This window comes from Halomonas salinarum (assembly GCF_012062845.1).
Lineage (GTDB): Bacteria > Pseudomonadota > Gammaproteobacteria > Pseudomonadales > Halomonadaceae > Onishia > Onishia salinarum.
In genome coordinates this window covers 35,897-62,521 of record NZ_WWNB01000015.1, presented here as the reverse complement: position 1 = coordinate 62,521, position 26,625 = coordinate 35,897, and the positions used below count along the sequence as shown (strand labels likewise).

General features: G+C 63.3%; 28 protein-coding genes. 12 read left to right on the top strand and 16 right to left on the bottom strand.

Features of this window, described 5'->3' with window-relative positions; all coding sequences use genetic code 11:
• The first annotated feature begins 189 nt into the window (after nucleotides 1-189).
• Together HF027_RS11515 and HF027_RS11510 are read left to right on the top strand one after the other, a co-directional pair.
• Nucleotides 190-585 carry an accessory factor UbiK family protein gene (locus tag HF027_RS11515; RefSeq protein ID WP_168015802.1) on the top strand — a complete coding sequence of 132 codons (396 nt, stop codon included), beginning with the start codon at nucleotides 190-192 and terminating at the stop codon, nucleotides 583-585.
• Between the two features lie 90 nt (nucleotides 586-675).
• Nucleotides 676-2,184, top strand: coding sequence for a YifB family Mg chelatase-like AAA ATPase (locus HF027_RS11510; protein WP_168015800.1), 1,509 nt, complete (start codon nucleotides 676-678; stop codon nucleotides 2,182-2,184).
• A gap of 40 nt (nucleotides 2,185-2,224) precedes the next feature.
• Here HF027_RS11510 and HF027_RS11505 read toward each other — a convergent pair whose 3' ends face one another.
• The 3 genes from HF027_RS11505 to HF027_RS11495 all read right to left on the bottom strand — a co-directional run bounded on the left by HF027_RS11505 (nucleotide 2,225) and on the right by HF027_RS11495 (nucleotide 4,971).
• The gene (locus HF027_RS11505; RefSeq protein ID WP_168015798.1) at nucleotides 2,225-3,322 is read right to left on the bottom strand and encodes an aminotransferase class I/II-fold pyridoxal phosphate-dependent enzyme; all 1,098 of its coding nucleotides are present in this window, start codon (nucleotides 3,320-3,322) and stop codon (nucleotides 2,225-2,227) included.
• A 111-nt stretch (nucleotides 3,323-3,433) separates the two neighbouring features.
• Nucleotides 3,434-4,000 (bottom strand): hypothetical protein, encoded by a 567-nt coding sequence (locus HF027_RS11500; RefSeq protein WP_245184770.1) that lies wholly within the window; start codon nucleotides 3,998-4,000, stop codon nucleotides 3,434-3,436.
• The gene (locus HF027_RS11495) at nucleotides 3,997-4,971 is read right to left on the bottom strand and encodes an alpha/beta hydrolase (RefSeq protein WP_168015796.1); all 975 of its coding nucleotides are present in this window, start codon (nucleotides 4,969-4,971) and stop codon (nucleotides 3,997-3,999) included. The genes HF027_RS11500 and HF027_RS11495 overlap by 4 nt, the downstream gene beginning before the upstream one ends.
• Before the next feature lie 228 nt (nucleotides 4,972-5,199).
• Between HF027_RS11495 and HF027_RS11490 the strand changes: the two genes are divergently transcribed.
• Nucleotides 5,200-7,383, top strand: coding sequence for a malate synthase G (locus HF027_RS11490; RefSeq protein ID WP_168015794.1), 2,184 nt, complete (start codon nucleotides 5,200-5,202; stop codon nucleotides 7,381-7,383).
• A gap of 262 nt (nucleotides 7,384-7,645) precedes the next feature.
• On the top strand, nucleotides 7,646-8,059 hold the full coding sequence (locus HF027_RS11485) for a PaaI family thioesterase (protein ID WP_168015792.1): 414 nt from the start codon (nucleotides 7,646-7,648) through the stop codon (nucleotides 8,057-8,059).
• Between the two features lie 23 nt (nucleotides 8,060-8,082).
• Here HF027_RS11485 and HF027_RS11480 read toward each other — a convergent pair whose 3' ends face one another.
• Nucleotides 8,083-8,454, bottom strand: a complete 372-nt coding sequence (locus tag HF027_RS11480) for a DUF423 domain-containing protein (protein WP_168015790.1) — start codon at nucleotides 8,452-8,454, stop codon at nucleotides 8,083-8,085.
• A 136-nt stretch (nucleotides 8,455-8,590) separates the two neighbouring features.
• Between HF027_RS11480 and thiS the strand changes: the two genes are divergently transcribed.
• The 3 genes from thiS to trmB are packed head-to-tail and all read left to right on the top strand — an operon-like array spanning nucleotide 8,591 to nucleotide 10,548.
• Nucleotides 8,591-8,791, top strand: a complete 201-nt coding sequence (gene thiS, locus HF027_RS11475) for a sulfur carrier protein ThiS (protein ID WP_136254820.1) — start codon at nucleotides 8,591-8,593, stop codon at nucleotides 8,789-8,791.
• A 49-nt stretch (nucleotides 8,792-8,840) separates the two neighbouring features.
• Entirely contained in the window at nucleotides 8,841-9,638 is a 798-nt protein-coding gene (locus HF027_RS11470; protein ID WP_168015788.1) for a thiazole synthase, read from the top strand.
• 58 nt (nucleotides 9,639-9,696) lie between these two features.
• Nucleotides 9,697-10,548 carry a tRNA (guanosine(46)-N7)-methyltransferase TrmB gene (gene trmB, locus HF027_RS11465; protein WP_168015786.1) on the top strand — a complete coding sequence of 284 codons (852 nt, stop codon included), beginning with the start codon at nucleotides 9,697-9,699 and terminating at the stop codon, nucleotides 10,546-10,548.
• Here the strand turns inward: trmB and HF027_RS11460 are convergent.
• Nucleotides 10,446-11,582: a DMT family transporter gene (locus tag HF027_RS11460; protein ID WP_245184759.1), complete on the bottom strand. Its 1,137-nt coding sequence runs from the start codon at nucleotides 11,580-11,582 to the stop codon at nucleotides 10,446-10,448. The two genes, trmB and HF027_RS11460, sit on opposite strands and share 103 nt — an antisense overlap.
• A gap of 121 nt (nucleotides 11,583-11,703) precedes the next feature.
• Here HF027_RS11460 and HF027_RS11455 point away from each other — a divergent pair, with 121 nt between their 5' ends.
• The gene (locus HF027_RS11455) at nucleotides 11,704-12,615 is read left to right on the top strand and encodes a LysR family transcriptional regulator (RefSeq protein ID WP_168015782.1); all 912 of its coding nucleotides are present in this window, start codon (nucleotides 11,704-11,706) and stop codon (nucleotides 12,613-12,615) included.
• Between the two features lie 415 nt (nucleotides 12,616-13,030).
• Nucleotides 13,031-14,032, top strand: a complete 1,002-nt coding sequence (locus HF027_RS11450; RefSeq protein ID WP_280730183.1) for a 2-hydroxyacid dehydrogenase — start codon at nucleotides 13,031-13,033, stop codon at nucleotides 14,030-14,032.
• 81 nt (nucleotides 14,033-14,113) lie between these two features.
• Here HF027_RS11450 and HF027_RS11445 read toward each other — a convergent pair whose 3' ends face one another.
• Complete coding sequence (locus tag HF027_RS11445; protein WP_168015780.1) at nucleotides 14,114-15,034, bottom strand: AEC family transporter; 921 nt, start codon at nucleotides 15,032-15,034, stop codon at nucleotides 14,114-14,116.
• 113 nt (nucleotides 15,035-15,147) lie between these two features.
• Here HF027_RS11445 and HF027_RS11440 point away from each other — a divergent pair, with 113 nt between their 5' ends.
• Nucleotides 15,148-15,657 (top strand): hypothetical protein, encoded by a 510-nt coding sequence (locus HF027_RS11440; RefSeq protein WP_168015778.1) that lies wholly within the window; start codon nucleotides 15,148-15,150, stop codon nucleotides 15,655-15,657.
• Nucleotides 15,658-15,863: 206 nt separating this feature from the next.
• Here the strand turns inward: HF027_RS11440 and HF027_RS11435 are convergent, their stop codons facing one another.
• The 7 genes from HF027_RS11435 to HF027_RS11405 all read right to left on the bottom strand — a co-directional run bounded on the left by HF027_RS11435 (nucleotide 15,864) and on the right by HF027_RS11405 (nucleotide 21,978).
• Nucleotides 15,864-16,937, bottom strand: coding sequence for an extracellular catalytic domain type 2 short-chain-length polyhydroxyalkanoate depolymerase (locus HF027_RS11435; protein ID WP_168015776.1), 1,074 nt, complete (start codon nucleotides 16,935-16,937; stop codon nucleotides 15,864-15,866).
• Nucleotides 16,938-16,944: 7 nt separating this feature from the next.
• The gene (gene bamJ, locus HF027_RS11430; protein WP_168015774.1) at nucleotides 16,945-17,655 is read right to left on the bottom strand and encodes a BamJ family beta-barrel-assembly machinery protein; all 711 of its coding nucleotides are present in this window, start codon (nucleotides 17,653-17,655) and stop codon (nucleotides 16,945-16,947) included.
• 111 nt (nucleotides 17,656-17,766) lie between these two features.
• Nucleotides 17,767-18,207 carry a universal stress protein gene (locus HF027_RS11425; protein ID WP_168015772.1) on the bottom strand — a complete coding sequence of 147 codons (441 nt, stop codon included), beginning with the start codon at nucleotides 18,205-18,207 and terminating at the stop codon, nucleotides 17,767-17,769.
• A gap of 22 nt (nucleotides 18,208-18,229) precedes the next feature.
• A complete protein-coding gene (locus tag HF027_RS11420; RefSeq protein ID WP_168015770.1) occupies nucleotides 18,230-19,516 on the bottom strand; it encodes a TRAP transporter large permease in 1,287 nt (428 codons plus the stop codon).
• A gap of 27 nt (nucleotides 19,517-19,543) precedes the next feature.
• Entirely contained in the window at nucleotides 19,544-20,119 is a 576-nt protein-coding gene (locus tag HF027_RS11415) for a TRAP transporter small permease (protein WP_168015768.1), read from the bottom strand.
• A gap of 167 nt (nucleotides 20,120-20,286) precedes the next feature.
• Nucleotides 20,287-21,303: a TRAP transporter substrate-binding protein gene (locus HF027_RS11410; RefSeq protein WP_168015766.1), complete on the bottom strand. Its 1,017-nt coding sequence runs from the start codon at nucleotides 21,301-21,303 to the stop codon at nucleotides 20,287-20,289.
• Between the two features lie 105 nt (nucleotides 21,304-21,408).
• Nucleotides 21,409-21,978, bottom strand: a complete 570-nt coding sequence (locus tag HF027_RS11405) for a TIGR02444 family protein (protein ID WP_168015764.1) — start codon at nucleotides 21,976-21,978, stop codon at nucleotides 21,409-21,411.
• A 75-nt stretch (nucleotides 21,979-22,053) separates the two neighbouring features.
• Here HF027_RS11405 and HF027_RS11400 point away from each other — a divergent pair, with 75 nt between their 5' ends.
• Both HF027_RS11400 and bamE read left to right on the top strand, forming a co-directional pair.
• Nucleotides 22,054-24,012, top strand: a complete 1,959-nt coding sequence (locus tag HF027_RS11400) for an ABC-F family ATP-binding cassette domain-containing protein (RefSeq protein WP_168015762.1) — start codon at nucleotides 22,054-22,056, stop codon at nucleotides 24,010-24,012.
• Nucleotides 24,013-24,058: 46 nt separating this feature from the next.
• Nucleotides 24,059-24,322, top strand: a complete 264-nt coding sequence (gene bamE / locus HF027_RS11395; protein ID WP_168015760.1) for an outer membrane protein assembly factor BamE domain-containing protein — start codon at nucleotides 24,059-24,061, stop codon at nucleotides 24,320-24,322.
• A gap of 56 nt (nucleotides 24,323-24,378) precedes the next feature.
• Here bamE and dtd read toward each other — a convergent pair whose 3' ends face one another.
• The 3 genes from dtd to HF027_RS11380 form a co-directional block, all read right to left on the bottom strand.
• Complete coding sequence (gene dtd / locus HF027_RS11390; protein ID WP_168015758.1) at nucleotides 24,379-24,816, bottom strand: D-aminoacyl-tRNA deacylase; 438 nt, start codon at nucleotides 24,814-24,816, stop codon at nucleotides 24,379-24,381.
• Between the two features lie 52 nt (nucleotides 24,817-24,868).
• Nucleotides 24,869-25,444 (bottom strand): chalcone isomerase family protein, encoded by a 576-nt coding sequence (locus HF027_RS11385; RefSeq protein WP_168015756.1) that lies wholly within the window; start codon nucleotides 25,442-25,444, stop codon nucleotides 24,869-24,871.
• A 165-nt stretch (nucleotides 25,445-25,609) separates the two neighbouring features.
• Entirely contained in the window at nucleotides 25,610-26,455 is an 846-nt protein-coding gene (locus HF027_RS11380; RefSeq protein ID WP_168015754.1) for a universal stress protein, read from the bottom strand.
• Nucleotides 26,456-26,625 lie beyond the last annotated feature (170 nt).

Sequence of the window (26,625 nt, the reverse complement as noted above, 5' to 3'; positions counted from 1 at the left end):
GGCTCTAGCGGAATGACTTTGCAGTGCAGCATGGATTGCTGCACTAATCTGGTGCTTACGCTTTGCGACGCTGCGCCGAGAGGGTGCGCTGAGAGATGATGCCGACAGAGACGGACAGGGCATGCGCGATTGCCATGCCTTGCGTATCCTGTAACCAGTGATCGATATTGACTGAAAGGAGTGCGACTCATGGTGACGAACGACCGTATCAGCCGTCTGGCCCAGCAGCTCGGTGAGCGCCTGCAGGGTGCCTCCCACGCGCCCGAAGAGCTGCAGCGCAACGTACAGCAGGTAGTAAAGGGAGCTTTCGATCGAATGGAGCTGGTGACCCGTGAGGACTTCGATATCCTCATGGACGTGCTGCAACGCACCCGCTCACGCGTCGAGTCGCTAGAGAAGCAGGTCGCGGCTCTTGAAGCCGCCATCGATCAAGATGCCCCGGCGTCTGTTGAAACGCCGTTGACCGCCGAAGCCGCGGAGGTTGCCCCGGACGCGCTGGATGAACCGCCGGTGGACGAAGACGCCCCGAGTGCCGACAAAGCGGATAAGTCTTCCGCCGACAAGAAGGCCCCGGGCCAGCACTGAATTAGCGCCGCCTTTACACCTGTCAGCGACAGGGGGCCGTGTCCTGCGCTAGTGTCTAGGAGACGACACTGAGCTACGCAAGGAACGCGTATGACACTGGCGATCATCTCGAGCCGAGCAAGCCTCGGCCTCGAAGCCCCGGAAGTGCAGGTTGAAGTGCATCTGGCCAACGGCCTGCCGGGCCTGACCCTGGTGGGCCTGCCGGAGACCGCGGTGAAGGAAAGCCGTGAACGGGTACGCAGCGCCCTGGTCAATTCCAACCTCGAATTTCCCAATACCCGTCGCATCACCCTGAATCTGGCGCCCGCCGACCTGCCCAAGGAGGGGGGTCGCTTCGATTTGCCGATTGCGCTGGGCATCCTGGTGGCCTCGGGCCAGGTGCCCGCCGAGTCCCTCAACGATCTGGAATGTGTTGGCGAGTTGGCTCTGGACGGCCGCCTGCGCTCGGTTCCCGGTGTGCTGCCGGTGGCGCTGGCCACCCGGGCGCGGGGCCGCAAGCTCATAGTGCCGCGCGCCAACGCCGACGAGGCGGCGCTTGCCGGCGGTCTCGAGGTGTTGCCCGCCGATCACCTGCTCGAGGTGGTGGCGCACCTGGTGAAACAGACACCGCTGACGCCCCATCGCCTGTCGACGCCCCTGCCACCGGCGGTGATCAGCGCCGATCTTTCCGAGGTGCGCGGCCAGCATCAGGCGCGCCGTGCTCTCGAGGTGGCTGCTGCTGGCGGGCATAACCTCCTGTTCGCTGGACCTCCCGGTACCGGCAAGACCATGCTTGCCAGCCGTCTGCCCGGCATCCTGCCGGCGCTTTCCGAGGATGAGGCACTGGAGGTGGCGGCGATCCGCTCGGTATGTGGTCTTGGCCTTCGCGAGCAGTGGGGGCAGCGGCCCTTTCGCGCCCCTCACCACACGGCAAGTGCCGTGGCGCTGGTGGGGGGTGGCTCCCGGCCACGCCCCGGTGAGATCTCGCTTGCCCATCACGGCGTCTTGTTTCTGGATGAGCTGCCGGAATTTTCCCGCCATGTGCTCGAGGTGATGCGCGAGCCGATGGAATCCGGGCAGATTCATATCGCCAGGGCCAGCCAGCAGCGCACCTACCCGGCGGGATTCCAGCTGGTGGCGGCCATGAACCCATGCCCCTGTGGCTACCTCGGTGACCCGCGCCGGGCTTGCCAATGTACTGCCACGCAGATTCAGCGCTATCAGGGGCGGCTTTCCGGCCCGCTACTCGACCGGATCGATCTACAGGTCGAGGTCCCGGCGCTGGCACCGGAGCAGCTGACGTCACAGGAAACCGGCGAGGATTCGGCCACGGTACGAGAGCGGGTGATGGCCGCCCGGGCCCGTCAGGCCGAGCGGGGGGCGCTCAATACCCATCTGCCGGGCCGCGAGCTTGAGGCCGCCTGCGCTCTAGAAGCCACCGACCGGGCCTGGCTCGCCAGCGTGCTCGAGCGGTTGTCGCTCTCGGCGCGGGCCTATCACCGGGTGCTGCGGGTGGCGCTGACGCTCGCCGATCTGGCCGGCGAACCACGTCCCGGGCGAGCTGAACTGATGGAAGCGATCGGCTTTCGCCAACTCGACCGGTTGTTGAAGCGGGGATAACGTCTGGCGAGGCCCAAGCCCCGGGTCGCAGGGAGGCGACTCAGCCTTGGGCCAGCACTTCTTCCAGTGCGGCCAGGCGGCCGGGCAACAGGGCATCCTCGACGGCACTGATGCGCAGGATATGGCCAAGAGCCGGATGCGGCGGGCGATGAATCAGACTGCCGGCGGCCAGCAGATCGCCATGTGCCTTTGCGGCAAGCTCGGCGTTGGGCAGGCGCACAGCGATGAAGTTGGTGGCACTTGGTAGCACCTCGGCGCCGAGTCCGCGCAGATGGCTGGCCAGGCGTTCACGCCGGCCAATCACCGCCTCGATATGCTCGCGTGTCTCGTCCGGGTGGTCGAGCAACGTTTCGGCGGCGGCTTCGGCAAGCGACGACACCGCATAGTGGATGCGCACCTTCATCAGCATCGCATGAGCTTCAGTATCGACGAGGGCATAGCCAATGCGCAGCCCGGCCAGGCCGTGAGCCTTGGAAAAGGTACGCACGCGAATCACACCGGGCAACACGGCATGGCTCGGCGCATCGGGGCGGAAGTCGTGATAGGCCTCGTCGAGCAACAGCGTGCAGCTATCAGGCAAGGCGTCACGCAGGGCGGCAATCGCCGCGTCGCCGTGCAAGTGCCCGCCTGGGTTGTCGGGATTGGCCAGATAGACCAGTCGTGCATCTTCGCGGTTGGCGGCTTCGGCCAGGGCCCCAAGATCCGGGGCGAGCAGTCCCGGTGCTTGCTGGTAGTGAGTCTCGACGATTCGGCAGCCCTGACCGGCGGCGAAGTAGCCGAAAGTCGGGTAGCTGCCGGCGCTGGTCACCACGGTGGTGCCGGCAGGAGCCACGGCGCGCAGCGAAAGGGCCAGCAGGCTATCGGCACCGGCATCCACCAGAAGATTCTCAAGCTCAACATTGAGCGCGGCGGCGAGTCGCGTGCGCACGCCCATGGCCTCGGCGTCGCCATAGCCGCGAGCGAGATCGCTTAGTGCCGCGCCGAAGCGCGCCTCGAGCGCCCGGTGGGGCATGTCCAGGCCCTCGTTGGATCCCAGGCGATGGGGGATCTCGCGACCCAGGCGGCGTTCCAGTGCCTTGATGCCCGGGAAGGGGTTGTCGGGGCCATCGCGGTAAAGGTGATCGGCAAAGCGTGGCATCTGGGCTCTCCTTACAAGCGGTAGGACGATTGTGGCGCCCGGCGATGGATCGACTCAACTGTGATGCGCAGGAAGCCAGAACAGTGAGGGAGTTGTGTTTGGCGTCTGTGCCTAGAGGGCGTCGGTGTCGAAGGCGCCGCTCACTACCCGCTGCCACAGGATCTCGTCATTGCCGGGGCGACGCAGCGACAGGGTCAGCCGATAGGGCAACAGCTCGCGATCCGACAGGGTCAACATGGCACCATCGGTTTCGAGCCGGCTCTTCATCAGCCAGAGATTGCCGTTATCAGTTGAGCGCGAGGCCATCTCCGGCACCCAGTCGAGTACCTGCGGGCCCTTTGGAGACGCCAGTAGCGCCCGCGTCAGGCTCTCGCCGAAGCGTTCCGGGGTAATGCCGAGGCTTTCATCGACCTGCGGCTTGTCCAGCAGCATCACGATGTCCTGCTCAGCGCTGGTGGCGCTCTGGGACCAGGCTGGCTGGTTCAGTACCAGGGCAGCGGCGCGATCACTAAGCCCCAGCAGCGCCTGACGCAGGGTGGCGGGGGGTTCGGGGGTGCTGGCGCAGCCAGCAAGCATCACAAGCATGAACAAGAGCGCCAGGCATGTCTGATGCGAGGCGACGGCGAGGTGCTCACCTCGGCGGCTTTCGGGCCGCTGGCGGCATGTCGAATCGTTCATGACAAGGGTTCCTGAGTCACGGCAGGGCGTGTTTCAAACTGGGCCAGGAAACGCTCGAGCTCGGCAAACATGCTCTCTCGGATGGCTTCGGCTTCGTTGACCAGGTGATGACGGGCCTCAGGGTGGCGATGGACGATGGCGCGGGGAAACTTGCCGCGCAGGACCTCGAGATTCCACTGCCAGTCGACGGTCAGGTCCTGCTCGCCCTGCAGGATCAGCACCGGCAGATCACTCGGGGGCAGTGCCAGCAGGCGAGGCATCCAGCGGCGCATGGCATTGATCCAGCTTACCGGCAGTCGACTGGGCTGCAGCGGGTCGCTTTCCTTGAGGAAGGTCGTGAAATCGCTGTCGGTGGAGTTGGGGTTGAAGCGCCGCGGCAGGCTGCGCAGGAAGGGGCCGGCGAGCAAGTGCAGCCAGCTCGACTGAGACCAGCCGAAGGGGCGGACCAGCGGTGCCAGCAGGGCGAGGCCTGACCAGGGGCTCTCCGGACCCTGACGCAGCGCATCGGTGGCCAGAATGGCCGCGCCGGTGCTCTGGCCAATGCCCACCCAGGGGCCAGGTGCCAGGCCGCGCAGGCGAAGGTGATCCTGCAGCGCGCGCAGGCAGTGACCGTAATCATCGAAGTCCTCGATGGTCGCTCGCGGGCCACTCGACAGGCCGTGACCGGGCAGGTCCCAGAGCACTACCCGCCAGCCGCGCTCGAGCAGCAGCGCCAGCAGGTGGCGGTAAAGGCCGAGATGATCGAAATAACCGTGGACGACGAAGGCGGTGCCCTTGGGCTCAGGGGGGCTCCAGACCTGCGCCCAGAGACGGAAGTTGCCGGCTTCGATAAAGCCCACATGCAGGCCGACCCTGTCGGCAAGCAGCGGTGATAGCTGATAATGCTCGAGATAACGGCCGAGAGTCCCGGCATGGGGGCCGCCGGAGTGTTCCATCGGCCCTAGCGCCTGCAGTGATGCGAAGTCGGTCATCAGTCTCTCCCTAGTGCTCACATGCTAGCGCTCACGAAGGGTACAAGCCATATTTGTAAACGATGGTTCTCATCATTTGGTCGAGGAATTGACGACGCCTGGTGCAAGATGGGATAGAATCTAGCCACAAGCGTTATGGAATTAATTTCCACAAAAACACTCTTGCCGACGAAGGGCCTTCGCTGCGGCGAGGCTGGCCGCCTGGTCAGTGCGCATCAGGAGATATCAATGGTTGAACGAGTTACCCGCCACCGCCTGCAGGTGGCCCGCGAGCTAGACAGTTTCATTACCGACCAGGCGTTGCCGGGTAGCGGTATCGAGGTCGAGGCCTTCTGGTCTGGCGTCGACGCCCTCGTGGCTGATCTGACTCCACGCAACCAGGAACTGCTCGCCGAGCGTGAACGCTTGCAGCAGGCCCTCGACGCCTGGCACCGGGAGCATCCTGGCCCGGTGCGTGACATGTCCGCCTACCGCGCCTTTCTCAAGGAAATCGGCTACCTGGTCGAGGCACCGAAGACCGTCAGTAGCACCACGGCCAATACTGACCGCGAGATCGCGGTTCAGGCGGGTCCTCAGCTGGTGGTGCCGGTCAGTAACGCGCGTTACGCCCTGAACGCCGCCAATGCTCGCTGGGGGAGCCTTTATGATGCGCTCTACGGCACCGATGTCATCAGCGAGGAAGATGGCGCCGAGAAGGGCACCAGTTACAACCCCAAGCGTGGGGCCAAGGTAGTGGCCTATGCGCGCGGCGTGCTCGACCGTGCCGCGCCACTGGCGACCGGCTCGCATCGCGATGCCGTCGGCTATTTCCTGCGCGATGGCCACCTGCTGGTGCGCCTCGACGGTGGCCGCGAGACGGGCCTCAAGGACCCGGGCAAACTGGTCGGTTATCAGGGCGAGGCGAGCAAGCCCAGCTCCATTCTGATGGTCAACCATGGCCTGCATCTGGAGCTGCAGTTCGACAGCAGTCATCCTATTGGCAGGAACGATCCGGCCGGCGTCAAGGACCTGGTCGTCGAGGCTGCCCTGAGCACCATCATGGATTGTGAGGACTCCGTGGCCGCGGTGGATGCCGAAGACAAGGTCGGTGTCTATCGCAACTGGCTGGGCCTGATGCGCGGTGATCTCGAAGAGAAGATCGATAAGGGCGACAAGACCGTCACTCGTCGTCTCAATGCCGATCGTGACTATCTGGCGCCTGACGGCACCTCGTTGCGCCTGCATGGCCGTTCGTTGATGCTGGTGCGCAACGTCGGTCATCTGATGACCACCCCGGCGATCCTCGACGCCGAGGGCAACGAAGTGCCGGAAGGCATACTCGATGCCGTGGTGACTGGCCTGCTGGCGCTGCACGACCTTAAGAAGGGCGACGGCGGTGCGCGCAACTCGCGCAGCGGCTCGGTCTATATCGTCAAGCCGAAGATGCATGGCCCGACCGAAGTCGCCTTTGCAAGCGAGCTGTTCTCGCGGGTCGAGGACATGCTGGGCATGGCACGGGATACGCTGAAGATGGGCATCATGGATGAGGAGCGCCGTACCTCGGTGAACCTCAAGGCCTGCATCCACGAGGCCGCTTCCAGAGTCGCCTTCATCAACACCGGCTTCCTGGATCGTACCGGCGATGAGATGCATACGGCCATGGAAGCCGGGCCGATGATTCGCAAGGGTGACATGAAGGGCAGCGACTGGATCCAGGCCTACGAGACCAACAACGTTCAGGTTGGCCTGGCCTGTGGTTTACGCGGTCGCGCCCAGATCGGCAAGGGCATGTGGGCGATGCCGGATCGCATGGCGGCCATGCTCGAGCAGAAAGTGGGTCACCCCAAGGCCGGTGCCAATACCGCCTGGGTGCCGTCACCCACCGCTGCCGTGCTGCACGCGCTGCATTATCATCAGGTTGACGTGAACGCCGTTCAGCACGAGCTGGAAGACAAGGGTGAGATCGATCTTCTGGACGATCTGCTGACCGTGCCGGTCACGGAGACGCCCGACTGGTCTGACGAGGATATCCAGCAGGAGCTCGACAATAACTGCCAGGGTATCCTGGGTTACGTGGTGCGCTGGGTCGAACACGGCACCGGTTGCTCCAAGGTGCCGGATATCCACAACGTTGGCCTGATGGAAGATCGTGCCACCCTGCGCATCTCCAGTCAGCATATCGCCAACTGGTTGCACCATGGGGTGGTGAGCGCCGAGCGCGTTCAGGAAACACTCGAGCGCATGGCCCGTGTGGTCGACGAGCAGAATGCAGGCGACGCGGACTACACGGCGATGAGCGCCGATTTCGCCGCGTCCAGTGCCTTTCAGGCTGCCTGTGATCTGGTCTTCAAGGGCCGGGTGCAGCCCGCCGGCTACACCGAGCCATTGCTGCACCAATGGCGTGCCGTGCACAAGGCTAAGGTCGCGAGCTGACGTCGATGCCTTCTGGCCCTGAGCCAAGGCTGAGTCATGGCCGAGCCAGGGTTTGGAAGTGGAAGGCGGCTTGTTCGATAGCCTCAAGGCCCCGGAACGCAGGTTTCGGGGCCTTTCTCGTGGTTGCCTGGTTGCGCTCGACCGGGTCTCCATGAAGGCTCTCGCCACGCTGGGCGCGCCGCCTGCCGATGGGCTATCTTGGGCCCAACTTCATATATCCTAAGAACGTCTCACAGGAACACCTCGCTGCAGGGAGCCCGCCATGACCGTGATGACCGCCGCCGCCATCGAAGAATTTCTCGATGAAGCCTTTCCCCACCGACAGGGCACCATCGAGGGCGTCGATGAGATGCGTGCCACCATGAGCCTGGCCATCGAGGATGAACACTTGCGCCCCGGGGCCAGTGTGTCAGGCCCGAGCATCATGGGACTTGCCGATGTCTGCCTGTATGTGGCGATTCTGGCTCAGATCGGGCCCGAGGCGATGGCGGTGACGACCGATTTCAACTGCCACTTCCTGCGCCGTGCCCGGGGCGATCGCGATCTGATCGCCAACGCCCGCCTCTTGAAGCTCGGGCGGCGATTGGCCGTCGGCGAGGTCGAACTCTACTCCGCCGGTGACGAGCAGCCGGTGGCTCTCGTGACGGCGACCTATGCGTTACCCGACGGCGACTAGGCGTTTCTCTTCGTTAGTCGTTACTAGGCCCGCCAGGCGCTTAAACCCAGTGCCAGCCAGCCAACAATCAGGCAGAGCCCACCAAGCGGGGTGATCATGCCGAGTAGCGTTACACCACTGAGCGCCAGGGCATACAGTGAGCCTGAAAAGAGCAGCGTGCCCAGCGCCCATAGCCGGATGACCGCTAGCTGCCCGGCGCGAGGCAGGCTCGATCGCCACGCCAGCACGCCGAGTATCGCCAGGGTGTGCCAGGCCTGGTAGCGCACACCTGTCTCGAAGGCCGCCAGCAGCCTGGGCGCTAGTATGTCGCCCAGGGCATGGGCGCCGAAGGCCCCGGCCATCACGGTCAGTGCACCGCTGCCGGCCGCCGCCATCCACCATCGTCTGTCTCGCATGCTGCTCTCCTGTTGAGTGGGGGCCAGCGGGGCTCGATCATGCTCGCCGCGGGCGGGGCGATGCGCTAATTACCGTACCCCGGGCGCCGCGAACAGGCTACAATATGCCCCTTTTCCAGCCTGTCGGGAGGATGCCATGCAGATACAGCTCAATGGCGATACCAAGCAGCTCGCGGGCGAGACGACCGTTGGCGAACTGGTCGTTGCCCTGGACCTGGCTGGGCGGCGCATCGCCGTCGAGGTCAACGAAGAGATCGTGCCCCGAAGCCAGCACGATGCCATCCGGCTCGCCGAAGGCGACCGCGTCGAGATCGTGCATGCCATTGGCGGCGGGTAGGGAGAGGAGATAGCGCCTTCGCCGCCGCGAGCCACACCGAGGAGATAAGATGTCTGAACGTATCGAGGATCAACCGTTGACGATCGCCGGCCGCGAATTTAACTCGCGCCTGCTGGTCGGTACCGGCAAGTATCGTGACTTCGACGAGGCGTCCCGCGCGATCGCGGCCAGTGCCGCCGAGATCGTCACCTTCGCGGTGCGACGCACCAACCTGGGGCAGGACGCCGACGAGCCCAATCTGCTCGACGTGATTCCGCCCAGCCGCTATACCCTGCTGCCCAACACGGCAGGCTGCTACACGGCACGTGATGCGGTACGCACCTGCAAGCTCGCCCGCGAACTGCTCGACGGCCACAAGCTGGTCAAGCTCGAGGTGCTCGGCGACGACGGCACTCTCTATCCCAATGTGGTCGAGACGTTGAAGGCCGCCGAGGAACTGCTGGCCGATGGCTTTGATGTCATGGTCTATACCAGCGATGACCCCATCGTTGCCCGGGAGCTCGAGCGCATGGGCTGCGCGGCGATCATGCCACTGGGCTCGTTGATCGGTTCCGGCCATGGCATCCAGAATCCGCACAACCTGCGCCTGATCGTCGAGCAGAGCCAGGTGCCCGTGCTGGTGGATGCCGGTATCGGCACGGCATCGGACGCGGCGCTGGCCATGGAGCTTGGCTGTGATGCCGTGCTGATGAACTCGGCCATTGCCCATGCCCGCGATCCTGAAGGCATGGCCAATGCCATGCGCAAGGCCGTGGAAGCCGGACGTGAGGCCTTCCTGGCGGGTCGTATGCCGCGCCGTCAGAGTGCCGAGCCGTCCTCGCCCTTCGCCGGACGCATCAACGGCTGATCGCCGCCTTGCATTGATGACTGCCTTTTCTTGACCACCGGATAGCCGATTGCCACCGATGAACGATGACCGCACCCCGACGCCTGACACCGCCTCTGCCATAAAGGCGGATGACGCCGATTCTGCCTCTGACGCGTCGTCTGAGGCGCCACCTGGGGCACTGGACGACCAGGCGCCGCAAGCGCCGGCTGAGCAAGCGGGCGCCACTGACGACGAGGCCGCGCCGCTGCATCGCCGTGGCATCAAGAGCTATGTCCTGCGGGCCGGGCGCATGACCCAGGCGCAGACCCGCGGTCTTGAGGAAGTCTGGCCGCGGCTGGGCCTGACGCTCGACGATGGCCGCCAGGATCCCGTGAGCCTGTTCGGGCGTCAGGCGCCTCTGGTAGTGGAGATTGGTTTCGGTATGGGCGGCTCGCTGATAGAACAGGCCGAGACCCACCCCGAGACCGATTTTATCGGCATCGAGGTGCACGCACCGGGTGTGGGCAAGTTGCTGGATGAGGCCGACAAGCGAGGGCTTACCAACCTTCGTGTCTACCGCGAGGATGCGCTCCGGGTGCTTGATGAGTGCCTTCCCGAGGCAAGCCTTGATCGCCTGCAGCTGTTCTTTCCCGACCCCTGGCCGAAGAAGAAACATCACAAGCGCCGCATCGTTCAGCCGGCCTTCGTCGAGCTGGTGCGTAGCTGTCTGAAGCCCGGCGGCACGCTGCACATGGCGACCGATTGGGAGGCGTATGCCGAGTGGATGGCGGAGGTGATGACAGAAGCACCGGGCTATCGCAACACCGCCCCCGCCGAGAGCGCGCCCTACGTATCGCGCCCCGATTTCCGGCCGCTGACCAAGTTCGAGGCACGCGGCGAACGGCTGGGCCACGGCGTATGGGATCTGATCTTCGCCCGCGACGCCTGAGCATCGCCTAGCGGGTTAGCGCCCGTATGGGGTATTTCCTGGCCTGTGTTCTCACTCGCCAGGCCAGTCTCTTGCTGGTCGTGTGGCCGCTTTTCGGTGCGTTTGCCAGCGCCAGACCTGAGGGCGATCAGCACGCCGATGGTGGCCACTGCCATGCCCAGTGCGCCGAGTTGCCCTGGCAGTTCGTCAAAGAGTAGGGCGGTGAAGCCCATGGTCACCGCTGGCGTCAGGTAGATCAGCGTCGATAGCCGCGCGACCCCCAGACGACCCAGCCCCACCACGAAGAAGCCGTAGCCGCCGAAGGTGGCGAGCCCTATCAGCCAGGCCATCACCGAGAGTGTCTCGGCATCCAGTGCCGGTGGTGCCACGGAGCCGCCACTAGCAAGCGCCGCGGCGAAGAAGACCAGTGTGGCCGCCGCCAACTGCGCGGTCAGGCGTGCCATCAGCGGCAGTTTAACTGCCGGTGCCGAGGTCATGACGCTGCCAAGCGTCACCGCCGCTACCGCCACGACCGGCAAGGCATAGGCCCAGACCGGGGCGCCGCCCACTCCTTGCACGTCATCCAGCACGCAGAGACCAGCCCCCAGGGTCGCCACGCCCATGCCGACCCAGCGACCGCGGCCATTGGCCTCGCCGAGCCACCAGGCGGCAAGCCCGGCGGCAGCCAGCGGCTGCAGGGCACCCACCAGCGAGGCCACCCCGGCACTGACGCCTTGTTCCACGGCGACCAGCATGGCCAACAGATAAAGCCCCACGGTCAGGCTGCCGATGGCCGCCTCACGGCCCAGCGCCCGCCACGCGAGCTGTTCACGCAGCCTTTGCGGCCCTGCCTGTGCAGCCCAGATCAGGGTCGCGATGAGGGTTGCCAGGGCGAAGCGCCAGGCATAAAGCGACAGCACCGGCGTGTCGATGGCCACGGCAAGGCGGCTGCCAACGAAACCGCTGCTCCAGCACAGCACGAAGCCCGCCGCGATAGATAGCGTCCCCAGCGGCAGGCGGTGAGGGAATCCCGGTAGTGATGTATGAAGTTGCATGGTCTCTCCTAGCGCATCCTCACATTCCTGATAACCGGCGGGTGTCGGCGAGGATGGCGTGGCCATTCTCATGCGACTAGAGTGTTCAGGGAATCGACAAAAATTGCAGTGAGCCTTCAATATGTCTGAAGTCATGTCCGCCACCCTGGACCTGGAGTCGTTACGCAGTTTCCTGACGGTGGCGCAGCTCGGCACCCTGGCCGCCGCCGCGGAGCAGCGCCATCGGACCGTCAGCGCAATTAGCATGCAGATCAAGAGGTTGGAAGAGCGGCTGGCGACACGCCTGCTGGTCCGCAGCGCCCGTGGCATGACGCTGACGCCAGCCGGCGAGGCGCTGATGCGAGAGGCGCGCGCTCTGCTTGGCCAGCATGACCGTATGCTGGCGCGTTTTACGGGCCGGGGGCTGTCCGGCAAGGTGCGTTTCGGCATGCCGGAAGACTTTGCAAGCGAGCTGGTGGGCCAGATTCTTCCCGAGTTCATGGCCCAGCACCCGGATGTGCTGTTGGAGGCGGTGACCGCCACCAGCGGTGAGCTGGCAAGGCGGCTCGAGCGTGGCGAGCTGACCCTGGCGCTGCTTCTCGACAGGCAACATCGGCTGGAGGGGGGCAAGCCGCTGTGGCGTACCTCACCGGTATGGGCCGCTGCCCGGGAGTATGCGCTCGACCCGACCCAGCCCCTGCCGCTGGGGCTGCATCCGGTGGACTGCCCGTATCGGGCGATCGGTATCGAGGCCTTGGAAGCCGAGGAGCTCTCCTGGTATGCCGTCTTTACCAGCACCAGCGTTCATGCCCTGGAAACGGCCGTGGAGGCAGGGCTCTCCATCAGCGTACTCGACCGTGAGCGACTGACACCGGGCATGCGTGAACTGGGGCCGGCGGATGGTTTGCCGGCGCTGACCGGTGGCGAGGTACAGTTGCATATTGGCAAGCGCATGTCGGCCGCCTCGAAGCCCGCCGTGGACGCCCTGGCCGAGCTCCTGCATGAGCGGCTCTATTCGCGTGGTCTGTGGCGTGAGCGCGGGGCCCCCAGGTGAGATGTCGTTTCACGCTACTCGATGAAGGCGCCCCCCGAGTGAATAAGGGGGCGGGGTAAAGGTAAGGGGCTGGATAAAGGCGCCCAGGCGAGTGACGAGGCAGGCTTGACGGAGGACAAGACGCTGGAGGCCGAGGCCGGGCACAATGGGGCGATTGTCATGGCGACAGCCAGACAAAAAAAGCCGCCCGGGAGGGCGGCATAAGACCGTGACTAGCTTGATGAGGAGAAACCATGACAGGGAACCTGACATTCTCTGCATGGAAAGTGGCGCTTGGCGAGCGCCACAATTCAAAGATAATCATTCTCATTTGCATGGTCAATAGGAACGAGAATATTTTTCAACAAAGCCTTGTGGCCAGGTCTTTGATCCGGGGACTCTCGGTGCAGGCCCAAGGTGTGATCAGGAGGTGTTTGTGACCCGCGTTGCCATGTTCAGTGCACAGCCCTACGATCGGCGCTTCTTTAACGAAGCGGCCGTCGGCCATGATATCGAGCTTGCGTTTCACGAGGTGACGCTGACGCCTGATAGCGCCGTACTCGCTCATGGCGCCGACGGGGTCTGTGCCTTCGTCAATGATCGTCTGGATGCCGAGGTGCTCGAGGCGTTGGCGTCGCTCGGCGTTCGCTTCATTGCCTTGCGCTGTGCCGGCTTCAACAATGTGGACCTGGTGGCTGCAAAGCGGCTGGGCCTGGCCGTGGCGCGGGTGCCAGCCTATTCCCCTGAGGCGGTGGCGGAACATGCGCTTGCGCTGCTGCTGACCCTCAACCGCCGCACCCATCGTGCTTTCAATCGCGTGCGCGAGGGTAACTTCATGCTCGAGGGGTTGCTTGGCATGACGCTCGCCGGCAAGACGGTAGGGGTGATAGGCACCGGGCGCATTGGCCTTGCCACGGCGCGCATCTTTCATGGTTTCGGCTGTCGGTTGCTTGGCGAGGATCGCTATCCCAGTGAGGCATTCGAGGCACTGGATGGCGAGTATGTATCGCGGGAGAAGCTGCTGGCCGAGAGCGATGTAATCAGTCTGCACTGCCCACTCACTGACGACACCCGTTATCTGATCAATGAGCAGGCACTGTCGCGACTCAAGCCCGGGGCGATTTTGATCAACACCTCGCGGGGTGGGCTGATCGATACCCAGGCCGCGATCGCGGCACTCAAGACGCGTCGTCTTGGCGGCCTAGCCATCGATGTCTACGAGCAGGAGACATCGCTTTTCTTCCGCGATCACTCAAGTGACATCATCGATGACGATATTTTCCAGCGTCTGACTACCTTCCCCAACGTGTTGATCACCGGCCATCAGGGGTTCTTCACCGCCGAGGCGCTTACTGAAATCGCCGAGGTCACGCTTGCCAACATCGACGAGCTGGGTCGTGGTGCGCCCTGTGCCAATCAGGTCACGCAGGCAGGGTGACGCTGCAATATGAGGACAGATGCGAGGGTGTACGTGCGTTGCGTAATCGCAAAGCGAGAAAGGGGAATATGCCCGGCTGATCTACCCGGCGACGACCCCGCCAAGCCATAGCGGCAGGGTCACCATCGCCAGTAGCGTCTGGGCGGTAATCAGTGCCGCCATCAGTTCGGCATCGCCGCCGAGTTGGCGGGCGAGGATGTACGCCGAGGTTGCCGTGGGCAGGGCGGCGAAAAGCAGTGCCACATCGCGACTGATGGGCGGCAGGTCGAGTAGCAGGGCGAGGCCCAGTACCAGCGCTGGCATCAGTGCCAGCTTGATGGCTGTCGCGGCCCAGACCCCGGCCGATAGCCGCATCAACGCCTGAGGGCGCAAGGCAACGCCCACCGCGACCAGGCCCAATGGCAGGGCGGCCCGCCCCAGCAGGCTGATCGCCGCCTCGCTCCAGCCGGGCAACCCGATGCCGGTAAGGTTGAGCGTGATACCGGCGAGGCAGGCGAGTATCAGCGGATTGCGGCCCAGCGCGGCAAAGCTCTTGCCAAGACTCGAAGGGCCCAGCGTGCCGGCGGCGACGAAGGCCGCCACGCACAGCACGTTGACCACCGGCACCATTAATGCCACCGCCACGGCGGCGACCGTGGCCCCGGCGCTTCCGTGCAGGGCCGCGGCTCCGGCCACGCCGACATAGGTGTTGAAGCGCAGCGCTCCCTGAAAGGCCGAGGTAAAGGCCGGTCGGCTCAAGGCGAGCCAGCCTCTGCTGAGCCACAGCAGTAGCGCGAACACCAGCATCGCCCCCAGCAGCGCCATTGCCAGGCGCACCACCGGCACCGAGCCGACCTCGGCGGTGGCAAGCGTCGCCACCAGCATGGCGGGGAATAGCAGGTGATAGATAACCCCTTCCAGGCGCTGCCAGAAGTCACCGCTGGGCCATCGTGCCACACCCAGCAATGCCCCCGTCAGAATCAGCAGGAAGAGCGGCCCGAGTGCCTGTTCGACGCTATTCATGATATCTCCTCATCCCTGGGGGTAGCCTGCGACCTTCCTGCTAAGGGCGCTGCCGCTAAATGCTGATAAGCTTACCTTTTTCGTTATGCCTTTGGAGTGCCACTTTCGCTGCCATGAATACGTCACCTCATGCTCAGGATGATGATGCTCCGCGCTCTCCCCTGCTCAACCTGTTGATCATGGTTACCCTCGCCACCGTGGTGGTGGCCTGCTGGTATCTGCTGGATTATTACCTGCGAGATAGTCAGGACGACGTGACCTGGTATCCGCCGTCGGGTGACTGTGACCTGCGCGAGGAGCCCTGTGAGGCCAGTCTCGGGCTGGGTGCCCAGATGGTATTCGGTGTCGGTAGCGATCTGTCTCCGACGACGACCCTTCCCCTCACCGTGGCGTTGCAAGGTATCGAGGCCAATGCGGTCACGGTGGAGCTTGTCGGGCGCAACATGCCCATGGGGCTGCATCGCTTCCCGCTGAAGAAGGTAGGGCCGGGGACCTTCGTGGGTGAAGGGCAGATTGGCCGGTGTTCCGAGGCAGTGATGCCCTGGCGCGCACAGGTGGTGGTCGAGACTGACAAGGCACGCCGAGGCAGCTGGTTTGACTTCGAAGTCGTCAGGAGGCACTGAAGGCGCGCAGGGCAATGCGCTGTTGCTTTCCCATACCGCCTTGGCGAATGGTTAACTAGGCGGTTATTGGTTGCCCTGCTGGCGGGCCCTTTATCGCGCCCCCTTTGCGTGGCTACCTCACGGGTCTATCTCACGGGGCTATTTCACGGGGCTATTTCACGGGCTATCCCGCGGAGCTGGCACACCCGCAGGTCCAATACCCTATGTCATGGAGCATCAGGCTTGCCGACCAGCGCTCGGACCATGTTGACCAATCCCGTCAATTGCTCGCCGGCCCGACTGTCGTGCTGGGGCTCCAGCTGCCACAGGCTTTCCTCGTAGCCCCACCAGTCCCAGCAGCCCTGAGGGTTGGCCAGGCTGGCCGTGACCTGAGGGTAAATCACCACCAGATCATTGGTCTCGGCCCAGTGGTTCAGGCCCGAGTGGCGCACGAAATCCTCGCCGATTGCCTCAGCGCTCATGTTGCAGCCGTGCAGGGCGACCACCAGTCCGCACGAATTGCCGCTCTCGCAGGCCTTGGGCACATACAGGTAGCCTTGTTCGGCCAGGTCATCATCGAAGGCTGTCTGGTCGAAGGTGAGTAGGCGCTCTGCTGATGGCGTGGCCGTTGCTGATCCTGTTACGTCGTCTGCTCCCTCGTCTTGGCCATATAGCCAGCTCAGCGCCTCACCGGCACCGTCGACGCCACAGTCAAGCAGATGGGGCGGGCCACCCTCGCGGCAGTCGGCAAGTTCAGGCGCTGGTGCGTTGGCCAGGCTGTCGGCATCTACCGGCAAGCCATGGCCGGCGTCGGGCTGGCGGACAACCTTTAGCTGAGCCTCGGGGGCCTTGAGCCAGTCGCGGTACTGCGCGGCGAGTCTCTCACCCAGGGCAGGTTCCACGGTGTTGTCCTCGTCGCCATGCCACAGATAGACGTGCTGGTCGGCCAGGGCCGAGGCGGTGCCGACCAGGTTATCGTCGCGATAGTTCGTCAGGCGAGCCTCGAGTGTGTCGCGGTCGGGCAGCCCCTTGCGGAGGCTCATGCACTGGCCAAGCGCTCGACTCAGCTCGCCTTGCGCGCAGCCCCAGGGGCCCGCAGCAAACACCGCGAGGCCACGGAAGAGCTCGGGGTAGGCAACGGCGAGCTGTGTGGCCATGTAGCCACCGGAGGAGACGCCCATCACACTGACGGCGGCAGGGTCGAGAGTAAGGTCGGGAAGCGGGGGAGGGGCGTCTTCTGCAGCCAGCGCTGGGCCCGCTAGGCCCAGCGCCAGACCGGCAATGCAATGTGCCGTCTTCATCGCTGCATCAGGAACCGTCAGACTGGTCGGCATCCGGATTGATGTCGAGCAGTTCGACCTTGAAGGTCAGTGTTTCATTGGGACCGATGGGGCCTTGGCCGCTGCTGCCGTAGGCGAGATCAGCCGGGATGTAGACCATCCAGGTGTCGCCCGTGCTCATCATCTTCAGGGCTTCCTGCCAACCCGGAATGACCTGGCCGACCTGGAAGCTGACCGGTTCACCGCGCTTGTAGGAGCTGTCGAAGACAGTGCCGTCGAGCAGCTTGCCTTCGTAATGCACCTTGACGGTGTCACCCGCGCTCGGCATAGCGCCGTCACCGGCTTCCAGCACCTTGTACTGCAGGCCTGAGTCGGTCGTGCTTACGCCTTCTTTCTCGGCATTTTCGGCAAGGAACTGCTCACCGGCTTCGAGGTTGTCGCTCGCTTCGGCCTGAGCGGCTTCCTGGCGTTCGGCCATGGCTTGCTGCTGGAACTGTTGCAGCGTCTTGGCCATGGCCTCTTCGCTCATGGCGAGGTCGTCGCCCGCATAGACATCTTCGAGGGCCTGGGTGAAAGATTCGAGGTCGAGATCCTCAACGTCTTGCACCAGGCTCTGGCCAAGGGTCACGCCCAGGCTGTAGCCAAGCTTGGCTTCGTCGGTCTCGGGGGCAGCCAGAGCATAAGGGGCGCCTGCGGTCAGCAGGGCGCCAAGCGTGGCAGCTTTAACCAATGTCTTCATGAAGGGTCCTTGCAGTCTTTGGAATGAATGCGCAACCTCTCGGACTCTAACAAGCCTGCGTGGGTTCCGCACCCGGTCGAATGCTCATGTGATGGCATTGGTGTCGCGAGATCAGACCACCAAGGTCGGGCAGCGGGCCTGACTGGCGACCCGCTGAGAGACGCTGCCAAGGAAAGAGGCACTCTTTTCGCCGCCGGTGCCCTGGGAACCGACCACGATCAGATCGACTTGGCGCTTCTTGGCGAAGCGCACGATGGTGCTGGATGGGCGGCCACCTTTGACGAAAGCGCGGACCTCGGCCACGCCCATCTCGATGGCTCGCCGTTTGGCATCCGTGGCGATCTCGGAGGCATATTCCTTGAGCGCATCATCAGGCAGATCCAGTTTGGCCGGACGCACCATCGAAAGTGATGCCTCGAGTAGGCTGTGATGCTTGAACACGCAGAGTATATAGAGCTCGGCCCCGGTGAGCTTGGCAAGCTCCACCGCCTTGACCAGCGCCTCCAATGCGCCCTTCGAACCGTCAACCGGTACCAGAATCTTCTTGAACATGGCGTTATTCCCTCCGTCAGGGTCAGTCGGCGAAGGCGATATCGCGAAGGAACAGGGCGATCTGCGGGAACATGATCAGCAAGGCCGCCGCCAGGATCAGGATGAAGATGAACGGAGGTGTCCCCTTGATCACATCCAGATAAGGCCGCTTGAAGATGGCAATGGCCGTAAAGATATCGCAGCCGAAGGGCGGCGTTGCCGACCCTATCGCCACTTGCAGGGTGATCAAGATACCGACCAGCACCGGGTCAAGTCCTGTGCTCTCGATCGCCGGAGCGAAGATGGGCGTCAGTACCAGAATAACCACGATGGGGTCGACGAACATGCAGGCGACGAAGAAGGCCACGCAGATCGCGATCAATACGCCGGTGGGGCCAGCCTCATTGATGCCGACCGACTCGAGGATCGCCTGAGGAATCTGAGCAAAGGAAATAATCCACGAGAAGCCGTTGCCGACCCCGACCAGGATAAACACCACGGCGGTAATCAGGCCGGTGGACTTGGCGATGGTGTAGATGTCGTACATCTTCAGCGAGCGGAAGACCACGAACTCAAGCAGGATGGCATAGAGCACACAGGCGGCAGCCGCTTCGGTGGGACTGAAGACACCCCCATAGATGCCGCCGACGATGATCACCGGGAAGCCTAGCGGCCAAAGCGCCTGCTGAACGGCGGTCAGGCGCTCACGCCAGGTGGAACGTGGCTCGGTGGGGACCCCCTTGATCACCGCGTAAAGCACGCAGTAGAGCGAGAACATCGTCAGGATCATCAGCCCGGGGCCGATACCGGCAATGAACAGTTCACCAATCGAGGTGCCGGAGATAACGCCGTAGATGATCATGCCGATGCTTGGCGGGATCAAGAAGGCAATGTCACTGGCATTGATGATCAGTGCCAGGGTAAAGGAATCCGAGTACCCGGCCTTGAGCATCTTGGGCCGCAGTGGCGAGCCGACCGCGACCACCGTTGCCTGGGTCGAGCCCGAGACGGCGCCAAAAAGGGTACAGGATGCAGCGGTACTGACAGCAAGTCCGCCCTTGATATGGCCGATGAAGGCCATGACCATGGCGATCAGCCGGTTCGCCGACTGCCCCCGGGTCATGATGTCGGCGGCCAGGATGAACATCGGCACGGCGATCAGCGAGGCCGGACGGATCCCCGCCATCATCTGCTGGATGAAGGTCTCCATCTGCCCGAAGCCGTTGAACATCATGAAAAAACCGATGATGGCCGCGGTAATCAGCGGAATCATCATCGGGAAGCCCAGCAACAGCAGGGCTATCATGGTCGATACCATTATTGTCGTCATCGCGCGCTCCTGCGAGTTAGCCCTGTGTCAGACTTCCGTTTCCGTATCTTTGTAACTGTCCACCACCGACGTCGATAGGTAGACATCGCGTGTGCGGAAATTCTTGATGCCGGTCAGGAGGTACTGGATGCCAGTGATCAGGAACCCGATCGGTACCCAGATGTAGATGATGTAGATCGGGAAGCCAAGGGCAGGCAGGATGCGTCCCTTGTCGTACAGATCGAGAATATAGAATACCGAATAGTAGAGCAGGAAAAACATCACCAGGGAGGTGAAGAAGGCGATGCTGATCATCAGTACCCTGCGCCCGCCTACGGGCAAGGCATCATAGATAGCCGACATGCGGATATGTCGGCCATGACGCGCTGCATAGCCGATACCGGCGAAGGTGATCATGATGATCAGGATGCGGTTGATCTCGCCGGAGAAGAAGATGCTTTCACCGAACACGAAACGGCCGACCACGTTAGCCATGGTATTGACCGCCATCAGCAGGACGCCGATGGCCAGAATCACGGCCTCGAGTCGGCTGATGGCGGTATCAATTAGGCCCAGTACCCCTGGAAGCCCGGAGGTATAGGCTCTTTCTTCCTCGTCGGACATGCGCACTCTCCTGTAAGGGTTTCCCTGAATCTAGGCCCCACGCTCTCAGGCTACAAGAAACTCGCTACCCGATAGCGGCTCGATCTCAACGCTGGGTGTACGTTGGGGAGGCAGAAAAAAAAAGGAGGCAGCCCGTGGCCGCCTCCTTGGCGTGGAAATGAGTGCCGTTATTCCTCGGTCACGGCTTCAAGATCGGCCTGGAACTGCTCAAGCAGTTCCTTGCCGCTTTCACCGGTCATTTCGACGAAGGCTTCCTCGACCTGCGGCGCGCGCTCCTTGAAGGCCGCGATCTCTTCCTCGGTGAGGCGGGTCACGGTCACATCGTCAGACGCTTCCTGAATCTTCGCAAGCGACTCGTCGGCAAGCCCCTTGATGTGCTCAATGGTCGTTTCATAGGCGGCATCGGTGGCATTTTGGACGAGCGTCTGGTCTTCCTCGGAGAGCCCCTCGTAGAAGTCCTGATTGGCCATCATGGCGGTGGTGAACCAGCCGTGGCGGGTGAAGATCAGGTTCGGAGAGACCTCATACAGGCCGCCGGACTCGATCCAGAAGATCGGGTTTTCCTGGCCGTCGATCTGGCCGGTCTGCAGCGCACCGTAGACCTCGCCCCAAGGTAGCGGCGTCGGCGTGGCGCCGAAGGCGTTGTAGGTCTCGGCGAGCAGCGGGTTGGTCATCACGCGGATCTTCTTGTTGTCGAAGCCCTCCGGCGTGCGGATCGGCTCGTCGGCGGTGACCACCATCTCGCCTTCCGGGTACATCTGCAGTAGCTCAAGACCCTGTTCGGCGTAGAGCTTGGGGAACATCTCGTTGATGGCCTTGCTCTCGTCGAAGAACTCGAGCACTTCCTCCATCTCGGTGGGCATCAGATAGGGGATGAAGAAGATCTGGGCTTCGGGAATCAAAGAGCCGGTGAAGCCGGGCGACTGGTTAACAAACTGCAGGATGCCGTTTTGGGTCTGCTCCATGATGTCGTCGGACTCGCCGAGCTCACCGAAACGATAGATCTGCACGGAGTGGTCGGAATTGGCCTCGACGTGTTCCTTGAAGGCTACGGCGAAGACGTCCTGAACATCGCCTTCATATTCTTCGTGGGCATAGCGCCAATTATCAGCAAAGGACGCGGTGGACAGGCCCATCATCAGAGCACCCACACTGGCGGTAGTTAGTAGCTTTTGCACCTTCATTATTGTCATCCCCTTAGCCATGTTTGGCATTGGATTGGCCCGTTGAGCCTGCCGTCGTATTCGTCCGTAAAACGGCTAATTTAATAAGGTCTTCCTACTTCAACACTAGTCCGACGGGCCAGGGGGGTCAAGACGCGCTTGCAGGGTGGATAGCGCCCGAAGGTCGGAAAATGTCGGTGTCGCAAGCCACGCACATAGACGCCTGGCAAGGCCAGGGTCTTGGTCAGTCAGGGGGCGAATCCCCTGCCCGCTGCTGGCGATGGCCTGAAGTTGCGCAAGCGTTTCGCGTTCGGCAAGTAGCTCGGCATGCTTGATCGTGGCGCGTAGCTCGGCAATATCCGGGTTGACGTTCGCTCGCGCCTTGAGTGCTCGACGCTGATGGCGCAGCGGGGTCGTGATCTCGCGCTGCCAGGTCCTGACATCGGCCCATAAGGGATGATCAGCGGCCGCCATGTCGGCGGTGGGCGTCAGGTCGTGACGCTCGAGCCAGCAGGCCCATAGCAGGGCGTTGACGTCCAGCCCCGCGCCATCCTGCAGGCGCAGGCAGGCGGCCTCGACGCCGGGACGAGCGTAGAAGGTCAGCGCGAAGTCCCATAGCGTTAGTCGCCAGGGTGACGTGGTGTCGTTGTTACCAATTGGGGCCCGCAAGTGGCGGCGCAATTCGGTAGAATTCATGCTCATCGTGTCGTCGCCGCCTGAGGGAGAAACCGGAGGGTGGGACGCGAACTTTTTGATACTCCGGAGTCAGGCATGATTGCACTGCGTCAACTCAGTCTGCAACGCGGGACCCAGACGCTGGTCGAAGATGCCGACCTGACCCTGCACGACGGCCACAAGGCCGGGATCGTGGGCGCCAACGGGGCCGGCAAGTCGAGCCTGTTCAAGTTGCTGCTCGGCGAGCTGGCCCCCGACAAGGGGCAGCTCGACATGTCCGGCGGCCAGCGCATCGCCCATATGGATCAGGAAATCGAAGCACTGGATGGCGCCATCGTCGATTACGTGCTCGATGGCGACCAGGAGCTGCGGGCTACCGAGCGCGCCCTGGCTGATGCCCAGGCAAACGGGGATGTGCATCGCGAGGCCGAGCTGCATGGCGCCATCGAGGCGCTGGACGGTTACAGCGCCCGTGCCCGGGCGTCACAACTGCTGGTCGGCCTTGGTTTCGATCAGGGCGATCTTGATCGGCCGATGTCGGATTTCTCTGGGGGCTGGCGGATGCGTGTGAATCTGGCGCGCACTCTGTTCATGCCCTCTGATCTGCTGCTGCTCGATGAGCCCACCAACCACCTGGACCTGGATGCGCTGTTGTGGCTTGAGCAGTGGCTTGGCCGCTATCCCGGGACGCTGCTGCTGATTTCCCACGATCGGGACTTCCTGGATGCGGTCTGCGATCACATCGTGCATTTCTATCAGCAGCGGCTGACCCTTTATCGCGGCAATTATTCGACCTTTGAGCGCACGCGTGCCGAAAAGCTTGCCCAACAGCAGGCCGAGGCCGTCAAGCTGCAGGCCCGTCGTGAAGAGATAGAACGCTTCGTGGCGCGCTTTCGTGCCCAGGCCACCAAGGCTCGTCAGGCCCAGAGCCGCCTGAAGATGCTCGAGCGCATGGGCACGGTGGCGCAGGTGCATGTGGACTCGCCCTTCCACTTCACCTTGCCGTCTGCCGACAAGACCTCGCACCCCTTGCTGGTGCTGGACGAGGCGCGGCTCGGCTATCACGGCGAAGATGGCGAGCGGGTACAGCTCGACCACGTCAAGCTGACCTTGCTGCCCGGCCAGCGTATCGGCCTGTTGGGGCCCAACGGCGCCGGCAAGTCGACCCTGATCAAGTCGCTGACCGGGGAGCTTGAGGTACTCGCCGGCAAGCGCGTTGCCGGCGAACACCTGGCCATCGGCTATTTCGCCCAGCATCAGCTCGAGAGCCTGGACGTAGGGGCGACGCCCTTCCTGCACGTACAGCGGTTATCGCCGACGGCCAGTGATCAGGAAATCCGCAATTTTCTCGGTGGCTTCGGTTTTCGTGGCGATGACATCTTCGCCAGGGTGGGCAGCTTTTCCGGTGGCGAAAAGGCGCGCCTGGCGCTATCGCTGGTGGCCTGGCAGAAGCCCAACCTGCTGCTGCTCGATGAGCCCACCAACCACCTGGATCTCGAGATGCGCGAGGCGCTGACCGAGGCCCTGGCGGGCTTTCAGGGCACGGTGATCATCGTCTCGCACGATCGTCACCTGCTGCGGGCGACTGTCGATGAATTCTGGCGCGTAGCGGACCATCGCGTAACGCCCTTCGATGGTGATCTCGATGATTATCGGGCCTGGCTCAAGCAACGACTCGAAGAGGACCGCCGTGAGGCGCGGGTCGAAAAGGCCGAGGATAACGCTGCCAGGGCCGTCTCGAGCGGTGTGGTCAAGGATGATCGCAAGACGCAGCGCCGCGCCGCGGCGGAGCTGCGTGAAAAGCTGCGCCCCCTCAAGCGCGAATGTGACAAGGCCGAGAAGGAGCTCAACAAGGTCGTTGAGGCTCTCAAGGCGCTCGAGGACGAACTGGCCGATGCCGAACTCTATACCGACCCGGCGCGCAAGGAAGAGTTGGCGAGCAAGCTTGCCCGTCAGGCCGAGCTCACCAGCCAGCAGGAGCGCCTGGAGGAAACCTGGATGGAGGCCGCAGAAGCCATGGAGTCACACGAACAGGCATTGCTGGCCGATGACTGAACGAATGATCGGGGCTGAGCGGCGCCCCTCATCCGGAGGGCATCTCATGGGGTGTTTCAAGACGGGCGGGCTCTTGCTGCTGACGCTGTGGCTTGCCGGCTGCCAGCCCTCAACCTTGACCCTGGATAACTATCAGCGTCTATCACCGGGCATGACCCGCGAGGCAGTCGAGGCGGTTCTCGGCGAACCGAGCGAGTGTGCCGGGGCGATGATGGTCGACCAGTGCCGCTGGGGAGACGAGGCGCGCTATATCCAGGGGCAGTTTTTAAATGGCAAGGCGGTGGCCTTCCAGTACCAGGGGCTTCGCTAGCACCGCCGGCGCTGAATGGGCGCTCCGTCAGGGCGGCAGGCTCGATGCGCTTGAGCCTAGCTCTCCAGCAGAAACGTCACCGGGCCGTCGTTGGTGAGCTCGACCTGCATGTCGGCGCCAAACTCTCCGCAGGCGACCTTGGGCCAGCGTGCCTTTGCCGCCTCGACCAGATACTGATAGAGACGCTCGCCTTCGGCCGGTGGCGCGGCGCTGGAGAAACTCGGCCGTAGCCCCTTGCGCGTGTCGGCGGCCAGGGTGAACTGAGACACCAGCATCAGCCCGCCTTCGACCTGCTGAAGGTTGAGGTTCATCTTGCCGTCAACGTCGCTGAAGACGCGATAGTGCAGGAGCTTGTGCAGCAGCTTGTCGGCCCGTGCCTCATCGTCATCGCGCTCCACGCCGACAAGCGCCAGCAGGCCCTGATCAATGCTCCCTGTCTCACGACCGACCACGCTGACGCGGGCCTGGCTGACGCGCTGAATCAAGGCTCTCATGGCGGTTTCCCCTCCTTGCTGAATTGAGGGGGCAGCCTAGCATGCCGCCGGTTCAGCGCCCCAGCAGGGCATCGCGGAAGTCATCTCCGAGTGGCTCATCACCGAGCCAGATGCTGAACAGGGCATTGGCCAATGCCAGGTCATTGGCGTCGAAGAGCGTCTCGTCATTGAGCGCCAGGCGCAGGGTCTCGCCATCCCAGCTGAGGGTATAGCGATCGCCCGGGACGACGTCGCGGTACTGACGCCCGAAAGCCTCGACATCCTGGCGAATCTGCTGATAGGCCTCGTTGCCCAGGTTGTCGCGCAGCGTGTCCTCCGTGACCTTGGCGAAGTCCTCGGCTTCGATGGCGTGGAAGTAGTGAAGCTCAAGGCGGCGTGGCACATCTGACTGCGGCGCTGGTTCAGGTGATTCACTGGCCTGGTAATAGGCGCCAGCGTAGGCATCCCACATCAGATAGCGAAATAGGCCGCTGCCGACCAGCCGGTACGACTGTCCCTGCTCCTCGAGTTGGGTGGGAAAGGTAGCGTCTTCGACGACGATCTGTTCCTGGGCGAAGGTGGTCGGTGCCAGGGTCAGCAGCCAGGCGAACAGCGGGGCAAGCCGCAACAGCGACAGGGGAGAGCGCATGCTTATTTCTCCGTAAGTTCAGGTCTCTTACGGACAACGAGGGCGATGGAAAGGTTCGTGACGGCTATTCTTGGCGGCTATTCCTAGTGTCTATTACTGGTACTGGCGACGCGACTATTCCTGGCCGACTAAGTGGCCGGCGCACTTCATGCCTCGCGGCAGGTATCACCAGGCGCGACAGACCATGACATCGCAATGGGGTTCGGCCAGCAGTTTGTCGCTGAGTTGCCCTCTGGCCTGCCAATCACCGCGGCTTCCCATGGCCAGCAGGTCCGGAGGCTGGCGGCGCAGGCGATTCATCAACACCTCCTCCGGGTTGCCCTGTTCGAGTTCCAGGTCCAGCTCCGGCACGTCATCGAGCGTGGCCATCAGGGTATCGATCTCGACTTGCAGCTGGCGACGCAGCTGGCGAACACGGGTATCGCGCCACTGTGCATAGCTCGGCGTTGAGCCAAGCTCCCTTTCGCCCGGCAGCTCCCAGGCATGTAGCAGTGTCAGGTGAGCTGCGGGAAAGCGCTTGAGCGCCTCGTGCAGGGCGTTGCGACAGGTCAGCGAGAAGTCCAAGGGTACCAGGATCTCGCGCCAGGTCTGGGTCGGGGGATGGTTTGCCGAGATCACCGGACAGGGCGCACCACGAAGGACTCGGGCCAGGGTGCTGCCGGCAACCAGATCAGGGTGGCCGCGCTTGCGGTGGGCGCCCATCACGATCATGTCGACGTCGCGTTCGTGAGCCTCGCGAATGATCTCGGCATAGGGGGCACCCGTTACCGTCTGGATTAGGCACTCCGGGGCCGGCAGCGCGTAATCCTCGCGGATGTCGGTGAGCATGTGTTCCATCTCGGCGACGACGGCCTGCTCAAGGTCTTGCAGGACTGCATGCGGCAGGTAGGGGTCCAGGACGTGAAGAACGTCGAGGCGGGCACCGGTTTCCCGTGCCAGGCGGATGGCGCGGCCGAAGGCGGCACGATTCTCGGCGGATAAATCACAGGCGAACAACAGGGTGCGAGTCATGGTCTCCCTCCCTTTCGTTTCGCGCATCAGGAGCGCGGGCAGGCAGGATTCAGCATGGTGGCAGTTATCCCTGCTTGCAAGGTAGCTCATGTCTGCTGATGTTGGTAAGAGCGCTGTTTCCGTGCCCATGACGTTCCACTATCGCGAGTATGTCGGCGCTTACTCAAACG

What these genes read in the sequence shown, in the direction of transcription:
- HF027_RS11515 (WP_168015802.1), top strand. Translation starts at nt 190, where the DNA reads ATGGTGACGAACGACCGTATCAGCCGTCTGGCCCAGCAGCTCGGTGAG.
- HF027_RS11510 (WP_168015800.1), top strand. Translation starts at nt 676, where the DNA reads ATGACACTGGCGATCATCTCGAGCCGAGCAAGCCTCGGCCTCGAAGCC.
- HF027_RS11505 (WP_168015798.1), bottom strand. Translation starts at nt 3,322, where the DNA reads ATGCCACGCTTTGCCGATCACCTTTACCGCGATGGCCCCGACAACCCC.
- HF027_RS11500 (WP_245184770.1), bottom strand. Translation starts at nt 4,000, where the DNA reads ATGAACGATTCGACATGCCGCCAGCGGCCCGAAAGCCGCCGAGGTGAG.
- HF027_RS11495 (WP_168015796.1), bottom strand. Translation starts at nt 4,971, where the DNA reads ATGACCGACTTCGCATCACTGCAGGCGCTAGGGCCGATGGAACACTCC.
- HF027_RS11490 (WP_168015794.1), top strand. Translation starts at nt 5,200, where the DNA reads ATGGTTGAACGAGTTACCCGCCACCGCCTGCAGGTGGCCCGCGAGCTA.
- HF027_RS11485 (WP_168015792.1), top strand. Translation starts at nt 7,646, where the DNA reads ATGACCGTGATGACCGCCGCCGCCATCGAAGAATTTCTCGATGAAGCC.
- HF027_RS11480 (WP_168015790.1), bottom strand. Translation starts at nt 8,454, where the DNA reads ATGCGAGACAGACGATGGTGGATGGCGGCGGCCGGCAGCGGTGCACTG.
- thiS (WP_136254820.1), top strand. Translation starts at nt 8,591, where the DNA reads ATGCAGATACAGCTCAATGGCGATACCAAGCAGCTCGCGGGCGAGACG.
- HF027_RS11470 (WP_168015788.1), top strand. Translation starts at nt 8,841, where the DNA reads ATGTCTGAACGTATCGAGGATCAACCGTTGACGATCGCCGGCCGCGAA.
- trmB (WP_168015786.1), top strand. Translation starts at nt 9,697, where the DNA reads ATGAACGATGACCGCACCCCGACGCCTGACACCGCCTCTGCCATAAAG.
- HF027_RS11460 (WP_245184759.1), bottom strand. Translation starts at nt 11,582, where the DNA reads ATGCAACTTCATACATCACTACCGGGATTCCCTCACCGCCTGCCGCTG.
- HF027_RS11455 (WP_168015782.1), top strand. Translation starts at nt 11,704, where the DNA reads ATGTCTGAAGTCATGTCCGCCACCCTGGACCTGGAGTCGTTACGCAGT.
- HF027_RS11445 (WP_168015780.1), bottom strand. Translation starts at nt 15,034, where the DNA reads ATGAATAGCGTCGAACAGGCACTCGGGCCGCTCTTCCTGCTGATTCTG.
- HF027_RS11440 (WP_168015778.1), top strand. Translation starts at nt 15,148, where the DNA reads ATGAATACGTCACCTCATGCTCAGGATGATGATGCTCCGCGCTCTCCC.
- HF027_RS11435 (WP_168015776.1), bottom strand. Translation starts at nt 16,937, where the DNA reads ATGAAGACGGCACATTGCATTGCCGGTCTGGCGCTGGGCCTAGCGGGC.
- bamJ (WP_168015774.1), bottom strand. Translation starts at nt 17,655, where the DNA reads ATGAAGACATTGGTTAAAGCTGCCACGCTTGGCGCCCTGCTGACCGCA.
- HF027_RS11425 (WP_168015772.1), bottom strand. Translation starts at nt 18,207, where the DNA reads ATGTTCAAGAAGATTCTGGTACCGGTTGACGGTTCGAAGGGCGCATTG.
- HF027_RS11420 (WP_168015770.1), bottom strand. Translation starts at nt 19,516, where the DNA reads ATGACGACAATAATGGTATCGACCATGATAGCCCTGCTGTTGCTGGGC.
- HF027_RS11415 (WP_168015768.1), bottom strand. Translation starts at nt 20,119, where the DNA reads ATGTCCGACGAGGAAGAAAGAGCCTATACCTCCGGGCTTCCAGGGGTA.
- HF027_RS11410 (WP_168015766.1), bottom strand. Translation starts at nt 21,303, where the DNA reads ATGAAGGTGCAAAAGCTACTAACTACCGCCAGTGTGGGTGCTCTGATG.
- HF027_RS11405 (WP_168015764.1), bottom strand. Translation starts at nt 21,978, where the DNA reads ATGAATTCTACCGAATTGCGCCGCCACTTGCGGGCCCCAATTGGTAAC.
- HF027_RS11400 (WP_168015762.1), top strand. Translation starts at nt 22,054, where the DNA reads ATGATTGCACTGCGTCAACTCAGTCTGCAACGCGGGACCCAGACGCTG.
- bamE (WP_168015760.1), top strand. Translation starts at nt 24,059, where the DNA reads ATGGGGTGTTTCAAGACGGGCGGGCTCTTGCTGCTGACGCTGTGGCTT.
- dtd (WP_168015758.1), bottom strand. Translation starts at nt 24,816, where the DNA reads ATGAGAGCCTTGATTCAGCGCGTCAGCCAGGCCCGCGTCAGCGTGGTC.
- HF027_RS11385 (WP_168015756.1), bottom strand. Translation starts at nt 25,444, where the DNA reads ATGCGCTCTCCCCTGTCGCTGTTGCGGCTTGCCCCGCTGTTCGCCTGG.
- HF027_RS11380 (WP_168015754.1), bottom strand. Translation starts at nt 26,455, where the DNA reads ATGACTCGCACCCTGTTGTTCGCCTGTGATTTATCCGCCGAGAATCGT.